Raw genomic sequence first — 16455 nt, forward strand, 5'->3', positions numbered from 1 at the left:
GATTTAGCGTTTGATATTGATTTCGACTTTCGGGCGTAACGGATCATTTGTTATCATCAGGATACGTAGATGATGCTTCTTATTACCTACGTCACGCTTACGAATAGTTACTTTGAGCTTCGTCATTCCATCCGGAGGAAGGACCGTCTTCTTCAGGCTCACTCCTACCGATGAATTGAATACCTGCAACTTACTGATGACTAACGGAGTCTTTCCGGAATTGGCTATCAATATATCATGGCTTACCTTATTCTTCTTTATCAACGGGATACTAAGATCAATATCCGTTTCCGAAATGTGCATGGCAGGAGCGTTCAAAGAATCTTTTTCCGTCATACGAGAGAAGTCGGGAAGAAGAATGGCCGAAACCGGTATTTCATTATCTTCGCTCACCTTATCACCGGAGAAACGGGAAAGGTAGACAGAAGTCTGTGTCAATCCGTAATCTTTTAGCTGGCTCGCATCCAGCGTCAGTTTGATAGTTCCCTTCTTGCCTTTCAACAAGACTTTGGGTTCCGCTTCCATTTTCAGATAAGGAGGCAGATGCATCAATACCGGTTCGTAAGGACGATCCGAAAGATTGGCGATATCGAAGGTCAATGAAGGCTGCTGTCCGCGATAGACATCGGGGAAAGCAAACTCATCACGATCTAAACGAATATTTCCAATTGTATAAGGAAGTAGCTTTGTATAATCTTTTATTTCCTGCACTACTTCACCGGTAAACTTCAGATAGACCAGGCTCGGACTGGCATTACTATATATTCCTATCGACTTTTCAAAATGTCCTAACGCTTTTGCGTCAAAAGAAGCTTTTACTACTCCTTTTCCTCCCGGGGCAATCGGTTCTTTGGTCCAATCGGCCACGGCACAAGCACAAGAGGTTGTGACGTTGGTCAGTACCAATGGCTGGTTTCCCGTGTTAGTGATGGTATATTCCACTGTCACCGGACGTTTCCACTCAATTTGTCCGAAGTTATGTGTCTCTTTATTTGAAGAGATACGAGGTTGGGCAACGGCTGCCAAAGCGACAGTAAGTAAAGATAATATAGATAGTAAACTACGTTTCATGCGATATTTTTTATTTTGGTGCACAAATGTAGGGGTTTTAGATGAGTTTTTCACCACAGATTACACAGATTAACACAGATTGACGAAAGAGGATAATTCTCCCCATCAAGAGGTATCAAATAGATTCAGGCACGGATTACGCCTATTTTACGGTTTCAGTTTATCTAATGAACCGTAAAATCGGCATAATGCGTGCCTGAATATTTCTCTTACAAATGTCCTGCGTTACTCTTTAACAGCTACCGTCATCGAAGCAGAATGTGAAGCATATTCTGGTGCGTATGCACATTGCATGGTTGCCAGACCTGTTTCGTAAGTTCCTGCACGGCTGACACGGTAACTATATTCCAATACATATACTCCTTTTCCTAAATGATCGAAGAAGAAATTGGTCGATGCATCTTTGATGTCTACGTAATAGCCCAGTCCGTTGTTCCAACGATAACCGGAAATGCTGCCGATCGGTTCGAAGCAAGCTCCCCGCTGATCTTTCAACTGCACAAAGTCCATCGGACGGTCTACACGGATGCTCAAACGGGAAACGACTTTATCACCTATCTGAAGAACAGTTTTCACTGTTATAGGCTGCAATTGAGGGACATTATTTACCATACGTTCCACATACAATTGTTTCTTTACATTCAACTCACCACCCTGTTGTTTCACATCACTGATGGGGGATTCAAATTCTGCATATACAGCTCCCCAGGCGATACCCGGATTTCTCTTTTCCACTTCAATCTTACGGGCATCCACCACGCTCTTCTGTGTGAAAGAACGTTTGATATATCCCAATCCGGGAACAGTTGTTTTACTCGGAGCAACCGTTTCCAGCACTTCATTAGCAATTACAATCCGTACATCTCCCTGATTGTCGAGCAAATTAACACCTTTCATCAGCAACGCAAATACCGCGTCGGCAGTAGCTACCGGAGAGTTCCATTGTTGCGTTTGCTTTTGCTTCAACAGCCAAAGTTTCATTTCTTCCACGGTATCGCTGTTACCGCCTATCGCCTCCAATGCTTCCATCACATCTACGTGAGCCTGCATCTGCATTCCGCCCCATGTATACGGATTCTCGTTGAAAGCAAAGAACATTCCCTGTTCATCCGTCTTGGTCAGGAATTCTTTCAAAGAAGCGACAAATTCCTGTGCTTCTTTCTTGCGTCCGGCTTTATCCAGTACAATAGCGGCAATCGCTTTCGTATCCATCGAAGGAGAAGTAAGCAATTCTCCTACCTTAGAAAGATAATAGGTATAAGCAGCTTTATTGGTCGCAGGCACCTGCTCTCCGGAAATAGCGATGAGATACAAATATTGCAGAATACTGCCCGAAACACCGGTAAATTTCACTCCTTCTTTCTGTGCTTTCAGGATTTCCTTATATTCGTCTAAAGCTGATTGATGAAGGTAAGTGAAAGCATTTTGTTGCAAGGAGAGAGCTGGACCTGTTAATTTCTCACCTGTCAACATAGCCAGACGGGCATTCAGTTCGGCGATATAGGCAGTGACATATCGGCTGCCGGTCATTCCTTTATACCAAGACCATGCACCGTTTGCGTTCTGCAACTCCTGTAATCGGGTCAAAGCCGCAATATTATTACTACGAATATTGTTCAAGTCAAACAAAGTGGCGATACGTTCTTTCTGTTGCTCTTCCGTTTGCGCTTCGAGCACCCAGGGAGATTCGGACAGAATGATGTTCTTCACTTCCTGATTCTTTTGCAGATTGCTCAAGAAGGTTTCTTTCGTACCTCCCTGCAATTTCCAACTTTCAAACACTGCTTTGATCTTCGGCTGACTGTTCATAATGAACGAAGCCAAGGTATTTGCATAATATACCGTAGCCCAGGAGATCGCATTATTGCTTGTAGGAAGACTCAAAGAAGGCAATGCCTGAATAGCATACCAGGCCGGATTTCCTGTAAACTCGACAGTCAGTTTACGGTCGGTTGCCGTTTTACTTTGTTGGTTGAACAGGCGGTCGAGTGAGAAAGTACGGGTTTCTTCTCCACGTACAGGCATTGGAAGTGTCTCTACCAAATGTTCTTTATTGCTAAGCACCGGAAGCAACTGTTGTTCTCCATCGCTGAAAGTACCGCTGTCGGCTATCATCCGGCATCCCAATATTTCGTATTTATCACTGACGGTAAACTGGAAGCTCACGCCAATCGTCTTTCCGGCAACAAGGCTGAATTTCTGTTTTTGTGTACTGATTACTTTCTCTGTCATCGGATCGAAAAGAATCAGAGTTACTGTTCCGGCTTGTGGCTTACCAGTCATATTAGAGATAGAAGCTGTAAGAGAAGTCTTATCTCCCACACGTACAAAGCGGGGAAGATTAGGAGTCAGCATAAATTCCTTACTTGTGGTAGCTTCACCGTCCAATGTTCCCATCAGCATCCCTTTCGTATGAGAATATCCACGGAAGTTCCAACGCGTCAGACTTTCGGGCATCGTGAAAGAGAATGAGATTTCTCCCTGTTCATTGGTGCGAAGTTGCGGATAGAAGAAGGCTGTTTCTGCAAGATTTGTACGCAGGTCGGCAGGAGCTTCAGGGAGTGTTTCGTTTCCGGACGTTTCATCAAGTTTACCAAGTGTTCCCGTTTGACCCCATCCTGACTCAAATTCCACATCTTCAGAAGCATCGGAGACTAAAGCCGGTACATATTTCACTTCCACCGCATTGCTCCGGCTTGTAACACTTCCTGTCAACGACACCTTTCTCTGAACCGCCAGACCTCTAACCACCACTCCATCAGCCAAAGACTCCGACAATGCATATACATTTCCTACACCGGAAGACATCACGAAATAATCATACGCCAATCCCGGCACTTTAAGGCTTTTCGTATTCCACCAGTAATTAAATGAATTATTGCCGGAATATCCGCTCATCCAATTAGAATACGGAACAATCTGACTATAGAAGATTTGGAAATTCTGCTGACGGTTCCATATCTTATCCAGTGAAGCATCATACATCGTTGCCAGCATCTCCGCATTAGCGGCTTGTCCTTGTGGCGTTTTAATCGTCAGTTTCCATTCTTCCTTCTGTCCGGGACGCAACTTATCGCGGAACACTTCCCACTTCATAGTCAATGTCTTATCCGGCACACGTCTGGTCAACCGGGCATGTTCCTGATAAACCTGTCCATCTCTTACCATACAGAAATTCACAAACACACCGTCACCATAACTCTCCTGATATGGATATTCGAAGCGAACAATCGTATCAGACAAGTTCAACATCTTACTTTCCAGCAGTTTATCACCGGAGAATACATTCATCATCACATAAGTATCCTTTTTCGACGTACCGAAGCAGAATACAGCCGGATGAGTCGCATCAAATTCCATATTTTCTCCATAGAACCAAACCGTCGTTTCAACAGGCGGACGTTTGTCCTCAATGGAGAAAAGAATCGTGTTAGTATCAGTAGTCACTTCCTTGCCCTGATTATCTTTCACCGATGCTTTCAGTACATAAGGGCCCGAAGGAAGATTCTTCCAATCGAGCGTTATTTCTTCGTTAGAAGTAAAAGTTCCCGTTAAAACCGGTTTCTCTTCCAGTTGTTTGAAATCCTGGTCTTTGGCAGGATATAAGTAATAATTTCCTTTCACTTCCACAGGTTGTCCATTCAGGTTTTGCACGTTAAACATCGTGTCGAATGGTTTATCCTTACAAGTCTTATCATGCAATTCCACCTGCAAAACCAACGAACGATTTCCGGCCGAAATGACATCCGTAGAAGATTGTGTTTCACCCGCCACATTGGTAACAGTAGCTTCAATGGAATAGCGATAATATACTTTATCATCATTCTTATAAGAGTCACTTTCCTGCAGGCGGACCGGTATCGTAAATTCTCCGTTCTCATTGGCCGTCACTTCACCGGAAGCAATCTGCACCGATTCCGCAAAGCGCCAAAGGCTATATGTAGAACGCATCACCTTATATTTTACCGGAAGATCCTGAAGCAATACACCGCTATAAGATTCTATCTTGCCTTTCACCTGCACTTCATCTCCCAACTTGTAACTTCCCTGTTGCTTTTCAAAAGTGATGTCAAATGTCGGACGTTTATAATCTTCCACGCGGATACTTGTACGACCTCTTCCTGCCTTCAACGAGAACATTCCGTTCAGGCAAGCTGAAGGCAACGCGAAATCAGTGGCAAACGAGCCGAACTCATTGGTGCGTACCGACTTCTGCCCTACTTCCTGATTATTTGCATCCAATAAAGTAACCATATATTCCTTGTTCGGAAGCACATCCGCCGTATCTGATTTTTGAGAATAGGCAATTCCTTTCACATACACCGTCTGTCCGGGACGATACAAAGAACGGTCAGTCAATAAAGTCATATTTTCCGCCACTTTATCTTCGTCACCGTAATATCCGTAACTTCCTGCATAGATACCTTGCTTCGGCATCGCTGTATCCGTACCCTTGGAGGCTTTCAAATAGCGGTATTCAGATTTCCAGGGAAATACCACCTTACCATCTTTGTCCGTCGTAAACTCTTGCAAAACTTTTTCATCGTTACTATACATCGTAACTTTCGCATTCGAAATAGGATGTCCCGTCTGTCCGTCCAACGTCACCACTTGATATTGTTTTTCCGGCAGACGACAAGTCAACACCTTGAAACGTGTTACGTCAAACTTGCTTTCACTGTCTCTCTTTGCACGAATATCCGGTATGATACGCATTACGTAAGCTCCAAGTTCGAGAGCTTTGAACGTAAACACCGTGTCCTGTGTCCGGTAATCTTCCGGACGAATTACAGAGTAATGTTGTTCTTTTATCAGTTTCTTCGCCTGATAAATCCGGACGGTAAAACCATCCAGATTCTTATGTGAGGCTCTTAGTTCTATCTCTTCGTTCGGGAAAGCCTGATCTGCTGCATAGACATTCAAATAAGGAGCCAATATCTCTTCCCGAAGATTTTTCAGAGCATTGATTCTGTCATACCCCGGATAAAGACGAATCGCCTCATCGCAAAGCTGCAATGCATTAACCTGCTGTTGCTTTTCAATAGCATAACGGGCTTGTGCCAGGTACACTTCAGCACATATCGGCTCCGAAGCATATTTACTTTTCAATGTATTCAATGCTTTCAGGTAAGTGTCATCCGTCAATACTGAAGCCTCTCCCTTTACTTGGAGAGGTCGGATATACCGTTCCGCTCCCCGTCTCCATTCCAAATAGTTAAGTGCGATCAACACATAACCTTCTTTCAATCCGGCTGCTTTATAAGCAGAAAGCATATTTCCGTAAATAGCTATTATATCCTGCTTCACCGGATTTACGGCGTTCGTTTCAGTATACCCGCTACCTAGTTTTTCCACTTGCAACAGAGCATCAATGCCACGGGAAGCCAATAAATGATAGAGGTCATGGTGATAATATTCACTCGTTTTCCCCAGTTCTACGAAAGGGATATAGTCGCGTGAAGAAGTTTTGAGCAGTAACACAGAGTCAGCCAAGGCTTCTTTCACATTTGTCCGCACTTTCTCTACAAACATATTGGCGGTCCACTCGCGTATATCCGCGGAAGGCGTTTGGCCTACAATTTCCGTCCGTTGGCGAAGTTGCCATTGATTGTTGGCAGCATAATTTGCATAAATTCCGGCTATCAGAGAGTGCAAAATAGCACGGTCCATTGGTTGGTCGGTTTGTTTCACCCACTGTTCCAGTCCTTTCAGACCGGCATAAAGACTATCCGGATTCAACATTTCCCGGTATTTCATCCGCCACGCGTATGCTTTGAGCATCTGCGGAGAGTTTTTCTCTTTTTCCCCTTTCTGATAAATCTCATCAGTCAGTTTTATCACTGTCTTAGGCAAGCTCTTTTTCTCTGCTTGCTCCACTTCTTTCCATAATTTGTCGAAAGTCTGTGCCTGCACCGCCGGAATCACTCCCAACCATAGTAGCACCATCATACAAATTTGCTTTACTTTCATAATCTTTCTAGTTTAAGTTCGCTATAAGTCTCACTCTATAAATAACAAAGTAAAGAAATAAAGTTTAAAGATTTGTACTTTTTAGCTTAAAAAAAACTTTTATCAAGCTACCAACCTTATACTGTATCGTATAGACGTTAGCTCATTAGCTGATTCACTTTAGAATAAAAAAATATTATTCGGTTTGTTATTTAATTGAATAGTTCATTTTTGCACTATTTTCACCACAGAGGACACGGAGGGCACAGAGGTGAATTGGGTTTATGACTTACGCTTGTGACCCTAATTTTGATGCGTAATCCTTCCTCTATAAAGTTGAAAAAACATAAAAACATCTGCCACCTGCAACCAAACGCGTGTAATGCGCTAATTGATAAATAGTTGGAGCGTTGCAGATACTGTGGCAGATAGGTTGCAGATAAAGTATCTGCAACACAGTATAAACCTTACATAAGCTAATTCTCTAGGAGGGCAAAAGTTTATTGTATACATTGACTTCCCGTTTCCAGGCGGGGAACTGTCGTTTCCGGCATTAGAAATTACAGTTTCCACGGCAGGAAACGAGAGTTTCTAAGGCGGGAAACGACAGTTTCTACGTAAGGATACTGCCGTTTCCCCGTAGAGACACCACAAATTATCCATAGAGTCACCCCAATTATCCCATAGCTTTGCATCAAGGAATCAAGGCTTTTTCTTTGATTATATAACGTGCGGCAGATACTTTATCGGCACCCTATCTGCCGCAGGTATCTGCAACGTTCCAACTATTTATCAATTAGCGCATTACACGCTTTTCGTTGCAGGTGGCAGATGTTTTTATGTTTTTTCAACTTTATAGTATGAGGATTACACGTCAAAATTATGCCCACAACCGTAAGTCATAAACCCAATTCACCTCTGTGCCCTCCGTGTCCTCTGTGGTGAAAAGAATCAAAACTGCACCGACATGAGTTAAATGCTCCTTCATTTTATTCCCCTCCTCACCCTATATCTCTTTTTATATAAAAAAGTGGGGATATCGTCTTTAATAACGTATCCCCACTCTAAACCTAGTTAATGTACTCTTTCTCATTTCTCAATTCTGTACCCCCATGAAAGCATTTCATTACGACCTACTTCACTAAGGATTTTTCTAACTAAAGAACTCATTTTCTTTGCCATAATCTTTAAAACTTTAAATTACTAATTCCTGAAAACTAAAAAATAAAACTTACTTGTTTGGTTTAGCATTAATTGTTGAATATCCCCAAACATGTACATCGGCTTCGCCGATCTTTCTAAACAATCTTTTTAAACTTTTCATTTTGTTATCCTCTTAATTACATGTTTTATAACACAAAAATACGGCCTTTGTTTATACATTGATCTAAAAAAGAGCGAAATTTATGTTTTATAGCATATTTCTTGATTTGCATCAATTAATTTATTTGTTATGAAATAAAATTGTAATATAGCCTGCAACAAATATGACAAAAAGGCACGGATGAAATCTCATCCGTGCCTTCGCTATAAATACCTATTATATAATAGGAGAATATTTACATAATAAAGAATACCTTATTTCAGTGGAGTTTGTTCTAAAGTAGCCACCAGGAAGTCGTAGAACTTCCGTACAGTAGGAATCAAAGCTCTTTCGTCCGGTGAGTGCGGTGAACGCAAAGTCGGGCCAAAAGAAATCATATCCAATCCCGGAATAATAGCACCGATAATACCACATTCCAAGCCTGCGTGGATTACTTTCACTGCAGGTTCTACACCGAACTGCTGCTTATAAGAGGCCTTCATCGCATGCAAAATCGGAGAATTAACATCAGGCTGCCAACCGGAATATCCACCAGTCATTTCCACCTTCATACCTGCCATAGAGAAACAAGACTCCAAGCTGGTAGTCAGATATTCCTTCATACTATCACTCGAGCTGCGAGCCAGAATCTTAATGGCTGCTTTTCCTCCACCAATCGTAATAATAGCAAGATTGGAAGAAGTCTCTACCGTATCCGGAACAGTAGGAATCATACGGGTCACACCGTTCTGACAAGCAAAGATTGCATCAATCAGATTGTCCTGAATCTCTTCAGGCACTTGACCCGAAGGAAGTTCCACACGTTCAGCCGTAAAGCTGATCGGTGTTTCAATTGCCGAATATTCTTCATTGAACAGGTCTTCGCAGTATTTCACCAAGCCCAATAGTTCTTCTTCATTTTCAGCCGGAATGGTAATAACCACATGTGCTTCACGTGGGATAGCATTACGCATATTACCACCTTCCCAGCTAGCCAAACGGGCTTCATAGCTGGCAACCGCTTCACGAACGAAACGAACCAGCAACTTATTAGCATTGGCACGTCCTTCATTGATTTCCAATCCCGAATGTCCGCCGCGTAATCCTTTCAATGTAACTTTCACTGCCACATCTCCTTCTTCGGGAGCTACTTCTTTATATTCCAAAGTTGCAGTTACATCCATACCTCCGGCACAACCAATATACAATTCGCCTTCATCTTCCGAGTCCAGATTCAAAAGAATCTCTCCGTTCAGTGTACCCGGCTTCAAGCCGAATGCACCATACATGCCGGTTTCTTCATCTTTCGTGATAAGAGCTTCCAAAGGACCGTGTTTCAGGTCTTTTGCTTCCAACACAGCCATAATAGCAGCTACACCCAGTCCGTTGTCTGCACCCAGAGTAGTGCCTTTTGCTTTTACCCAGTCACCGTCTATATAAGTTTCAATCGGATCTTTTTCAAAATCGTGTACAGTATCGTTGTTCTTCTGCGGAACCATATCCATGTGCGCCTGAAGAATCACACCTTTCCGGTTTTCCATACCCGGAGTGGCGGGTTTACGGATAATCACATTACCTGCTTCGTCTACAAAAGACTCCAGCCCCAGCTCTTTTCCGAAACCTAAAAGAAATGCTGTAATCTTTTCCATGTGCCCTGACGGACGGGGAATCTGTGTCAACGAATAAAAATGCTTCCACACGTTCTGTGGAGCTAAAGAAAGAATGGTACTCATAATAAATATTTTAAAACTATTTTAAATCTGATAATTAAACAGTGCCAAGTTATGGAAAAGTTTTCAGATGACAAAGGAGGTTGGCAAAAACATGTAAGAATATACACTTTTAGCTAAAAATTTACGCCCGATGTCTATTGGTGAACGGCAGAGCAGCCAAGCCGTACACACCCAATAAAACAACCAAAAAGGTTTGAATACCGTGTACAATCAGGGCAAATATTCCGGCATCCGTCACGTTTACTCCATAAAGCATCATCATAGAAATGATGGCAAAATGCCAGGGTCCCGCTCCGTTAGGGGTAGGCACAATTACGGCAAACGTACCGCCGACAAACATGACCAATGCCGCAAGGATACCCAAATGTGCCGTAAAGGCAAAGCAATAGAATGTAAAATAGAAATGGAGAAAGTAACAAGCCCAAATAGCCAGTGTATAAAAAATAAAGAGAGGAATGTTACGCACGCCTTTTAAAGACATAATTCCTTCCCATATATTCAATACAAATCCTTTCACCCGTTCATAGAAGAACAACGTTTTTCTTAAATAATAAAGAAGTATCACCACACCAATAAAACAAAACAGAATGATATAAAACCATACCGAAGTCAAAAGGTGGACTAATGAAGGGATTTTCGTTCCGGTCTGCTGAAGGAAAGTGACGAATATCGGTAATTGGAGCAATACAGTGATGCCTGTGATGAGGAGAATAGTCAACGTATCGACCAACCGTTCCGTAACGACTGTTCCCAACGACTTGGCAAACGAGACATTATCATATTTCGCCAACACTCCGCAACGGCTCACCTCCCCGATCCGGGGAACCACCAGACTGGCAGCGTATGAAATGAAGATAGCATTCACGCAATCGCTCTTTTTCGGGAAAGCGTCCAACGGTTCCAATGTCTGTCTCCACCGCCAACCACGAAAGACTTGCGCAAACACTCCGAACAATAACGAGAAGAGCATCCACCACCAATTTGTACCGTGTAACAACACATCGCCCGCTTTTGTAAAATCAAAGTCGCGATATACCCAGAATAAGATAAAGCCGCCTAAAACAACCGGTAATATCAGTTTCAGCGTCTTTTTTAATAGTTTCTTCATCCTTAATTCTTCATTAGCTTCGCTGACACATCATTTATTTTTTAATAAATAGTGGTACGTTCTTCATTTAAAAGAATTACCTTTGTCAGCTGCAAAAGTAATTATTTAGTTGGTAAATGAAATTAGTAAAGCCTAAAAAGTTTCTCGGACAACACTTTCTGAAAGATCTGAAAGTTGCGCAAGATATTGCCGATACAGTCGATACCTTCCCCGAACTACCTATTTTAGAGGTGGGGCCGGGTATGGGAGTATTGACCCAGTTTCTAGTAAAGAAAGACCGATTGGTAAAGGTCGTAGAAGTTGACTATGAGTCGGTTGCTTATCTTCGCGAAGTCTATCCGTCACTGGAAGACCACATCATCGAGGATGACTTCTTGAAAATGAATCTTCACCGGTTGTTCGACGGGAAGCCTTTCGTACTGACTGGTAATTACCCCTATAATATTTCCAGCCAAATCTTTTTCAAGATGCTGGACAACAAAGATATCGTCCCCTGTTGCACGGGAATGATTCAAAAAGAGGTAGCCGAACGTATTGCAGCCGGACCGGGCAGCAAGACATACGGTATCCTTAGCGTATTGATACAGGCATGGTATAAAGTAGAATATTTATTCACTGTCAGCGAACACGTGTTCAATCCGCCTCCCAAAGTGAAAAGTGCTGTTATCCGTATGACACGCAACGAGACTAAAGAGTTGGGATGCGACGAAAAACTGTTCAAGCAAGTAGTGAAAACGACCTTCAACCAGCGACGGAAAACATTGCGCAACTCCATCAAACCTATTTTAGGAAAAGATTGTCCACTCACGGAGGACATCTTATTTAATAAACGCCCGGAACAACTATCGGTAGCCGAATTTATCGATCTGACCAATAAAGTGGAAGAAGCACTAAAGACAGCCGGCGACGCCCAATAATTGGCGGGTAACAGTGAGCAGAGAACTGGATTTTGTAATTCGTAATTTGTAATTGACAACGATGAACGAGGAATACATTGACAACGTTAAACACCTTATTGAGCAAAAAGACGCCGACAAGGTAAAAGGTCTTCTCATCGACCTCCACCCGGCCGACATCGCCGAATTGTGCAATGACCTGAATGCGGAAGAGGCTAAGTTCGTCTATCGCCTGCTCGATAACGAAATTGCCGCCGACGTGCTTGTCGAAATGGACGAAGATGCTCGTAAAGAGCTACTCGAAATGCTTCCTTCGGAGACAATCGCCAAACGTTTCGTTGACTACATGGACACGGATGATGCCGTAGACCTGATGCGTGAACTCGATGAAGACAAGCAGGAAGAGGTTCTTTCGCACATCGAGGACATCGAACAGGCAGGAGACATCGTCGACTTGTTGAAATACGACGAAAATACCGCCGGTGGTTTGATGGGTACGGAAATGGTACTCGTCAACGAAAACTGGAGTATGCCCGAATGTCTGAAAGAGATGCGGCAACAGGCGGAAGAGCTGGACGAAATCTATTATGTATATGTCATTGACGATGACGAACGTCTGCGAGGTATCTTCCCGCTCAAAAAGATGATTACTTCCCCTTCTGTATCGAAAGTGAAACACGTGATGCAGAAAGATCCGATTTCGGTACACGTGGATACTCCCATTGACGAGGTAGTACAGGCGATTGAGAAGTATGACTTGGTGGCTATCCCCGTTGTCGACAGTATCGGTCGGCTTGTGGGACAAATCACCGTCGACGACGTCATGGATGAAGTCCGTGAGCAGTCGGAACGTGACTACCAGTTGGCATCCGGTCTTTCGCAGGACGTAGAAACGGACGATAATGTATTGAGACAGACCACTGCCCGCCTCCCCTGGTTATTAATCGGTATGATCGGCGGAATCGGCAACTCTATGATATTGGGTAATTTCGACTCCACCTTTGCTGCCCATCCCGAAATGGCACTATACATCCCGCTAATCGGTGGTACAGGAGGAAATGTCGGAACACAATCTTCGGCAATCATCGTACAAGGTTTGGCAAACAGCTCGCTGGACGCTAAAAATACCTTCAAGCAGATAACCAAGGAATCGGTAGTAGCTTTAATTAATGCCACTATTATCTCCTTATTAGTATACACCTACAACTTTATCAGGTTCGGCGCAACGGCTACGGTCACCTATTCCGTATCCATCAGCCTGTTTGCCGTGGTAATGTTCGCTTCTATTTTCGGGACACTGGTACCGATGACGCTGGAGAAGTTCAAAATCGATCCAGCCATTGCAACAGGTCCGTTTATAGCCATTACAAATGACATCATCGGAATGATGTTGTACATGGGAATAACCGTTTTATTGTCATAAAAACACGATAAACAAAAAAAAATAAGCAAAATAGTATGAAGTAATCGTTTTATTTCATTAATTTGTGACCCAAAACTAATATACAATGATGGACGCTCATGACACTAATCAACCCTTGAACCAAGGGGAATTAGAAGAAGAAAAGAAAACAGTCGAGGTTTCTGAAGCTATTACAGAGACTCCGGCTGAAGATGTTACTGCCGAAGTTCAACCTGAAGCAGCTCCTAAACCTGCCACTAAGGAAGATGTACTAAACCAGCTAAAAGAGCTTGCGCAAGATGCTGAAAATGCGAACAAGCAGGATATTGACAATCTGAAACAATCATTCTACAAGTTACATAATGCCGAGTTGGAAGCTGCTAAGGTACAGTTTACAGATAACGGTGGAAACATTGAAGATTTTGTTGCCGAAGAGGACCCGACGGAAGAAGAATTCAAACGTCTGATGGGGGTTATCAAGGAAAAACGCAGCAAACAGGTTGCCGAGCTGGAACGCCAAAAGGAAGAAAACCTGCAAGTGAAACTTTCCATTATTGAAGAACTGAAAGAATTGGTGGAATCCGGAGATGACGCCAACAAATCTTATACAGAGTTCAAGAAGCTGCAACAGCAATGGAATGATACGAAACTGGTGCCGCAAGGTAAAGTGAATGAACTTTGGAAAAACTATCAATTATATGTAGAGAAGTTCTACGATTTATTGAAACTGAACAATGAATTCCGCGAATATGACTTCAAAAAGAATCTGGAAATCAAAACACATCTCTGCGAAGCTGCCGAAAAGTTGGCTGACGAGGAAGATGTTGTTTCCGCTTTCCACCAACTTCAGAAGTTACATCAGGAGTTCCGCGATACAGGTCCGGTAGCCAAAGAACTGCGTGATGAAGTCTGGAATCGGTTTAAAACAGCTTCTACCGCTGTCAACCGCCGCCATCAGCAGCACTTCGAATCGTTGAAAGAAGCCGAACAACATAATTTGGATCAAAAGACCGTCATCTGCGAAATCGTTGAAGCGATTGAGTATGATGAACTGAAAACATTCTCTGCCTGGGAAAACAAGACCCAGGAAGTGATTGCCTTGCAAAACAAATGGAAAACTATCGGTTTTGCGCCGCAAAAGATGAATGTGAAGATCTTCGAGCGTTTCCGCCATGCCTGCGATGATTTCTTCAAGAAGAAAGGAGAATTCTTCAAGAGCCTGAAAGAAGGAATGAACGAGAATCTGGAAAAGAAGAAAGCGCTCTGTGAAAAAGCGGAAGCCTTGAAAGATAGTACAGACTGGAAAGTAACTGCCGATGCACTGACCAAACTTCAAAAAGAATGGAAGACCATCGGACCGGTTGCCAAGAAACACTCGGATGCAATCTGGAAACGGTTTATCACAGCTTGCGACTACTTCTTCGAACAAAAGAACAAAGCTACTTCTTCACAACGCTCCGTAGAAACAGAGAATATGGAAAAGAAGAAAGCGTTGATCGAGAAGTTATCCGCTATTGATGAAAGCATGGATACCGAAGAAGCAAGTACCTTGGTTCGGGATTTAATGAAAGAGTGGAACTCTATCGGTCATGTGCCGTTCAAAGAAAAAGATAAGTTATACAAGCAGTATCACGGAATCATCGATCAGCTATTCGACCGCTTTAACATCAATGCTTCCAACAAGAAGTTAAGTAACTTCCGTTCGAATATCAGCAATATCCAGGGAAGCGGTACTCAATCTCTGTACAGAGAACGCGAAAAGCTGGTACGCACTTATGAGAATATGAAGAATGAGCTTCAGACTTATGAGAACAATCTGGGCTTCCTGACTTCTACTTCTAAGAAAGGCAGCAACCTGTTGACTGAATTGAACCGCAAGGTAGATAAGTTGAAAGCAGACTTGGAACTGGTATTACAAAAGATCAAAGTAATCGATGAATCAATAAAAGCAGAAGAATAAGAGTTCTGCCCGATTTAGAAAAATTAGAAACAGGTTTTATACTCACTTGAGCTATAAAACCTGTTTTTCTTTTCTACTAAACAAGACGACAGCCAGTTTAAGGATTTATTCTTTATCAATCAACTTCACGGTTTTTCATAAGATTAGCGTTTTTCGGACTATCAACGTGCATTCGTGTCACCGAATTTGCCACCGAGGAACTGTTTTTAAAACTTCCAGTGACCTATTATGTGACCTCTTGATGTTGAGAAGTTTAGAGACACAACTGTTAAACATGCAAAAAAGCCGTTATTACTAAGTAATAACGGCTTTTAGCTTATTTTGTCTTATAAATTGTTGGGCTACCTGGATTCGAACCAGGAATGACAGGACCAGAATCTGTAGTGTTACCATTACACCATAGCCCAATGATTTTCGTTTGCGGGTGCAAAGATACAAATATTTTGGGAATTCAAAACAAATCCGATATTTTTTTTGCAAAAATGTCCAAATAAGCTTTCCAAACAAAAGTATCTCCACTAAAAAACACAAAAATTGAGGGATAACTTTCTTGTATCCAATAAATCAGCGTATATTTGTCAAAAATATCACGTTTATTATCAGAAACAAAGGGTCACCTTTTTTTGTTATAAACAAATAGAGAACATGAATTATTAATCCCAATTACAGGAATGAACGATACTAAAGTATTAATTGAAAAAATAAAAGAAGGAATTCAAGAGAAAAAAGGTAAAAAGATAGTTGTTGCCGATTTAACCAGCATAGAAGATACCATCTGTAAATATTTCGTTATCTGTCAGGGAAATTCTCCCAGTCAAGTGAGTGCAATAGTAGATTCAATCAAGGAATTTACACGCAAAGGTGCGGACAGCAAGCCTTATGCAATCGACGGACTCCGAAATGCAGAATGGGTAGCTATGGACTATGCCGATGTATTGGTACACGTTTTTTTGCCGGAGACAAGAGCTTTTTATAATCTTGAGCACCTCTGGGCAGATGCCAAACTTACTCAAATCCCCGATCTAGACTAATT

At 42.5% G+C, this 16455-nt stretch carries 8 protein-coding genes and 1 tRNA gene; 4 read left to right on the top strand and 5 right to left on the bottom strand.

Annotation, left to right across the window (positions count from 1 at the left end):
* Positions 1-3: 3 nt before the first annotated feature.
* From DW862_RS01935 to DW862_RS01955, 4 genes are all read right to left on the bottom strand, one after another.
* On the bottom strand, positions 4-1071 hold the full coding sequence (locus tag DW862_RS01935; protein ID WP_004301426.1) for a DUF1573 domain-containing protein: 1068 nt from the start codon (positions 1069-1071) through the stop codon (positions 4-6).
* Between the two features lie 225 nt (positions 1072-1296).
* Entirely contained in the window at positions 1297-7041 is a 5745-nt protein-coding gene (locus DW862_RS01940; protein ID WP_165861870.1) for an alpha-2-macroglobulin family protein, read from the bottom strand.
* A gap of 1557 nt (positions 7042-8598) precedes the next feature.
* Positions 8599-10056 carry an aminoacyl-histidine dipeptidase gene (locus DW862_RS01950; RefSeq protein ID WP_120067199.1) on the bottom strand — a complete coding sequence of 486 codons (1458 nt, stop codon included), beginning with the start codon at positions 10054-10056 and terminating at the stop codon, positions 8599-8601.
* 121 nt (positions 10057-10177) lie between these two features.
* Positions 10178-11164, bottom strand: coding sequence for a lysylphosphatidylglycerol synthase transmembrane domain-containing protein (locus DW862_RS01955; RefSeq protein WP_004315816.1), 987 nt, complete (start codon positions 11162-11164; stop codon positions 10178-10180).
* A gap of 116 nt (positions 11165-11280) precedes the next feature.
* Here DW862_RS01955 and rsmA point away from each other — a divergent pair, with 116 nt between their 5' ends.
* The 3 genes from rsmA (at position 11281) to DW862_RS01970 (ending at position 15422) form a co-directional block, all read left to right on the top strand.
* Entirely contained in the window at positions 11281-12081 is an 801-nt protein-coding gene (gene rsmA / locus DW862_RS01960) for a 16S rRNA (adenine(1518)-N(6)/adenine(1519)-N(6))-dimethyltransferase RsmA (protein ID WP_120067200.1), read from the top strand.
* Positions 12082-12142: 61 nt separating this feature from the next.
* On the top strand, positions 12143-13483 hold the full coding sequence (gene mgtE / locus DW862_RS01965) for a magnesium transporter (RefSeq protein WP_004312092.1): 1341 nt from the start codon (positions 12143-12145) through the stop codon (positions 13481-13483).
* An 85-nt stretch (positions 13484-13568) separates the two neighbouring features.
* Positions 13569-15422 carry a DUF349 domain-containing protein gene (locus DW862_RS01970; protein ID WP_120067201.1) on the top strand — a complete coding sequence of 618 codons (1854 nt, stop codon included), beginning with the start codon at positions 13569-13571 and terminating at the stop codon, positions 15420-15422.
* A gap of 336 nt (positions 15423-15758) precedes the next feature.
* Here the strand turns inward: DW862_RS01970 and DW862_RS01975 are convergent.
* Positions 15759-15829, bottom strand: a tRNA-Gln gene (locus DW862_RS01975).
* A 264-nt stretch (positions 15830-16093) separates the two neighbouring features.
* On the opposite strand from DW862_RS01975, the gene rsfS reads away from it, so the two are divergent.
* A complete protein-coding gene (gene rsfS / locus DW862_RS01980) occupies positions 16094-16453 on the top strand; it encodes a ribosome silencing factor (protein ID WP_004310984.1) in 360 nt (119 codons plus the stop codon).
* Positions 16454-16455: the final 2 nt, after the last annotated feature.

The organism is Bacteroides sp. AM37-9 (assembly GCF_003603455.1).
Lineage (GTDB): Bacteria > Bacteroidota > Bacteroidia > Bacteroidales > Bacteroidaceae > Bacteroides > Bacteroides xylanisolvens.